This is a genomic window from Enterobacter cloacae complex sp. IR5450 (assembly GCF_049238665.1).
Classification (GTDB): domain Bacteria; phylum Pseudomonadota; class Gammaproteobacteria; order Enterobacterales; family Enterobacteriaceae; genus Enterobacter; species Enterobacter hormaechei_C.
The window spans coordinates 1-3,679 of the sequence record NZ_JBMKIC010000075.1; the positions used below are offsets into that span (position 1 = coordinate 1).

Here is a 3,679-nt window from a genome sequence, read left to right on the forward strand (position 1 = left end):
CTCAAAATCGCTGGAGCTGCATGACAAGGTCATCGGGCATTATCTGAACATAAAACACTATCAGTAAGTTGGAGTCATTACCTTCAAGCTCGACATCATCAGGCAGCGTATCGGTCATCAGCGCCACGTCGTTTTTGCGGTACGGCATCAGATTGCTGACAGCGGTGTAGCCACGCCAGTCGGTTTTCGCCCCGCTCTGGTTCTGGATTCCCACCCCTTTCGCCCCTGGCGCTTTCACCAGCACGTTGGTTTCCCCCAGCGGCTGTGAGAAGGTCACGCCATCGGCATGAGCAATGATCCCGCCCTGCAGACCGTAGTTCAGACGATCGCTGTCTTTGTCGTAGCCGTAGCCCGCCGTTACTTCACCGTAGGTGCCTTTGTAATCCGCGTTAGCATTGCCGGTATACCCCACGCCGTCGGTGCCGTAACCCTGCTGCACGTTCCAGTTAAGGGCATTGTTCTCCAGTGCCGAACCGTTCAGGCCCACGTTGTGCGTAGTACCGTTGTTCTTGCTGTGGTTCATGCTGTAGTTGGCCCAGGTGCGCGGCAGGAATTTCTCCAGCGGCACGCTGACGTTCAGCGCTATTTGCTGATCCTTGTCATAGCTGGTCGTATGGCCGTAGCTATCGGTACTGCCGTTTTTGCTGTATGTATAGGTGATCCCGTAGGTCACGCTGTTCCAGGCGTTGTTATACCCGGCGCTGTAGGACTCCATGGTCTTTCCGGAATTCCAGTAATCCTCACGCACGGCGCTCAGCATCAGCGATCCGAGGTTCTGGCCGATGTTCTGGCTCATGGTCAGCTCGGCGCGGTTGCGACGGCGGTCCTGCAATGCGCTGTTGTCACCGTAGGAGTCCATCACTTCCTGCATGCCGTAATAGCCGCTGGTGGAGTAACGATAACCGGCGATGGCAAAGTTAGTGCCCGTCTCAACAAAGTTTTTGCTGTAGCGGATCCGCCAGGACTGGCCGCTGCTCTTCGGCATGCCTTCAGGGGTGCCCCACGACTGCGTCACGTCGGTGGAGAACGCGCCGAAGTCACCCATGTTTTTACCAATACCCGCCGCCAGGGACTGATACTTACTCGATTCCTGCACGCCGCCGTACAGCGTCAGACCATACGGCAGGCCATAAATGCCGGTGAGCTGAGCAAACGGGGTTTTCTCCACGTCGCTGTTGTACGAGCGATACTGGCCGCCTGTCACCGCATATTTAAAGCGCCCTTCACGCTGCAACACCGGCAGTGACGCAAAAGCCACGGTGAAGTGCTGCTCGCTGCCGTCGCTCTCTTTCACGGTGACGTCAAGATCCCCTGCGCCGCCGGTCGGGTACATATCGGTAATTTCAAACGCACCCGGCGCCACATAGCTCTGGTAAATCTGATAACCGTTCTGACGAATAACCACCTGCGCGTTGGTGCGCGCAATACCGCGCACTACAGGCGCATAGCCTTTCAGCGAATCCGGCATCATGTCGTCATCGGAGGCTAGCTGCGCCCCGCGGAACGGGATACTGTCGAACACGTCCGCCGGGGAGAAGCTGTCACCGGTGGTGAGTTGCGCCTTCAGAGGAATAATTGCCCGCTGGCCGTAGGTATAAACCGTATCCCACTTGTCGTTGCCCTTGCTGTCGCGGCTCCAGGTGGTGTAGTTACGCAGCCGCCAGGGGCCGATATTAATGCCCGGGCGCAGGTTGGCGTACTGGCTGTTGCTATCGCTGCCGTTGCCGTTACGTGCCCGGTTGTTAGATCCACTGAGGCTGTAGTTCAGTATCGCGGCGGTGATCCCTTCGTCCCACATCTCGGGCGGTACGTAGCCGCGCGCCTGCGGGGAGAGTGCCGCCTGCGGAATGCTGATCACCAGACGCTGGGCGCTGAAAAGGAACTCCGCAGAGGCCTGCGGGATCGCGCTTAACTTCGCGCACTCGCCGCCGGAGGCCAGTTCCGTGAACAGTTCGGTCTTCACGCCCCAGCTTTTCAGCTGGGCGACGCTCAGACAGGGTTGCAGTGATGCCTCGCCATCGGCACCCGTCACCGCGTCAAATTTAATATCTCGGGTATCGACAACCTGTTCGCCAAGAACGATATCGACGCGATAGGTACCGGGTAACTGAGAACCGGACTCAAACGCTGATAGATCCGCCCCTTTCATGCCCGGGTTATCCAGCTCAATCAGTTCAGGGTTAAAATAATCGCGAGCATGAGCAGTCATTGAGACCGCCCCCAGGGCAAAAGCGATTAAAAACGCGAGACGTGCAGGTTTGAATAATATTTCCTGCTTATTGCTACTCATCGGTTATTTACTCCATCGGTACGAAACAGGTGTCCTTTACCCCAGCGCGAATTACATCGTGGCGTTATGTATGTTTCCGGTGCCGCCGTAATCATTGATAATTTTGAAGGTCACTGCCCCGCCGCTGACCCCTTTAGGCAGATCGAAGCGCGCGGTTGCGCCCGGCAGAACGTACGAAACGTCTTCCAGCTTTTTACCGTTAACGTTTATTTCATTGAAATTCATCACCACATTGGTGGGGTTGGTGACCTGAATCTGGTTACCGCTGCGCTGCCAGGTTAATTTATCCGCCAGTTCTTCCGGAATAACGCCTTTTAACGCTGCCGGACGATAGATGAGCTTAATGCGGGTTTTTACCGCAATTTGCAGAGTATTATCTTTACGTGGCGCGGCGGGAATGGCTTTAATATTCAGCCAGTAGAGCGATTCTTTATCCTGCGGCAGCGCACCGGCTAATACGATACGCTCGACGTTCTGCTGATCTTTATCCAGTCGATACAGCGGCGGGGTAATAATAAAAGGTGCTTTCTCAGCACCCCCATTTAACGTTTCAACCCACGACTGAATCAAATAGGGCGTCGTGTCGGGGTTATTGACGCTAATAGAGGATTCCTTTTTATTGCCGTCATAAATGACACGCGTCCCACCAATTACCACTCCGGCATTGGCCGCTGAAACGCCAGCAGAAAGCAGCGCACAGGCAATTAAAGATTTACTCAGAAAGTGCATTTTATACCTCGATAAAAAAGTGGCCTAAAAGCCGGCCCCTGTTGTTTTCCGGCAAAGGAAATTAGTTGTAAACCACAGAGAAGTTGGCTACGGAGTTAGCTGGACCCGCAGTGACTGAAGCAACGGTAGATTCGTACTGAGCGTAGAAATCCAGGGTATTGTCAGCAGCGTCGGTCAGGGTGTAGCTATAACCGTTAGTTCCGTGCAGAGGCAAGTCAGCCTTGTCAGCGGTCATCAGGTTGATAGCAACACCGGTCGCAGCGCCAGCCACAGAGCTATCGATAGCCAGCAGAGTAGAATCAGCCGCATCAGGTGTACCGTCGAAACGCACGGCAGCTGACGTTACGGTTGCCGGGCAGTCTTTCAGCACAATGCTGAATTTAGTTGCAGCAGTCTTGTCACCGGCATTAGTGAATTCAGACTTGTTGTATCTGCCCAGTTCAACGGTCTGGTTCTGGGAACCAACGTCAACGGTGCACGCTGCGTCCAGAATTTCACCGTTGAAGTTTACGGTGCCAGCAGCAGCGAATACGTTAGACATAGACAGTGCAGCGGTAGCAACGATAGCAGCAGCGATAGGTAATGACTCCAACTTACTGATAGTGTTTTATGTTCAGATAATGCCCGATGACCTTGTCATGCAGCTCCAGCGATTTTGAG

The 3,679-nt window shown here is 54.5% G+C and carries 4 protein-coding genes and 1 pseudogene; 1 reads left to right on the forward strand and 4 read right to left on the reverse strand.

Going from position 1 to position 3,679, the window contains the following annotated elements; translation table 11 throughout:
• Positions 1-67 (forward strand): IS1 family transposase (locus tag ACOTYB_RS24635; protein ID WP_421765773.1); only part of this gene is annotated, 67 nt, incomplete at its 5' end.
• A 9-nt stretch (positions 68-76) separates the two neighbouring features.
• Here the strand turns inward: ACOTYB_RS24635 and ACOTYB_RS24640 are convergent.
• From ACOTYB_RS24640 to ACOTYB_RS24655, 4 genes and pseudogenes are all read right to left on the reverse strand, one after another.
• Positions 77-2,290, reverse strand: a pseudogene (locus tag ACOTYB_RS24640) (fimbria/pilus outer membrane usher protein); the annotation flags it as partial.
• A 51-nt stretch (positions 2,291-2,341) separates the two neighbouring features.
• A complete protein-coding gene (locus ACOTYB_RS24645) occupies positions 2,342-3,019 on the reverse strand; it encodes a fimbrial biogenesis chaperone (RefSeq protein ID WP_045343715.1) in 678 nt (225 codons plus the stop codon).
• Between the two features lie 61 nt (positions 3,020-3,080).
• Positions 3,081-3,560 carry a fimbrial protein gene (locus ACOTYB_RS24650; protein ID WP_409249100.1) on the reverse strand — a complete coding sequence of 160 codons (480 nt, stop codon included), beginning with the start codon at positions 3,558-3,560 and terminating at the stop codon, positions 3,081-3,083.
• 52 nt (positions 3,561-3,612) lie between these two features.
• Positions 3,613-3,679 (reverse strand): IS1 family transposase (locus ACOTYB_RS24655; RefSeq protein WP_421765773.1); only part of this gene is annotated, 67 nt, incomplete at its 5' end.

Excerpts from the sequence above, each read along its gene's own strand:
- ACOTYB_RS24645 (WP_045343715.1), bottom strand. The coding sequence starts at position 3,019 with ATGCACTTTCTGAGTAAATCTTTAATTGCCTGTGCGCTGCTTTCTGCT.
- ACOTYB_RS24650 (WP_409249100.1), bottom strand. The coding sequence starts at position 3,560 with ATGTCTAACGTATTCGCTGCTGCTGGCACCGTAAACTTCAACGGTGAA.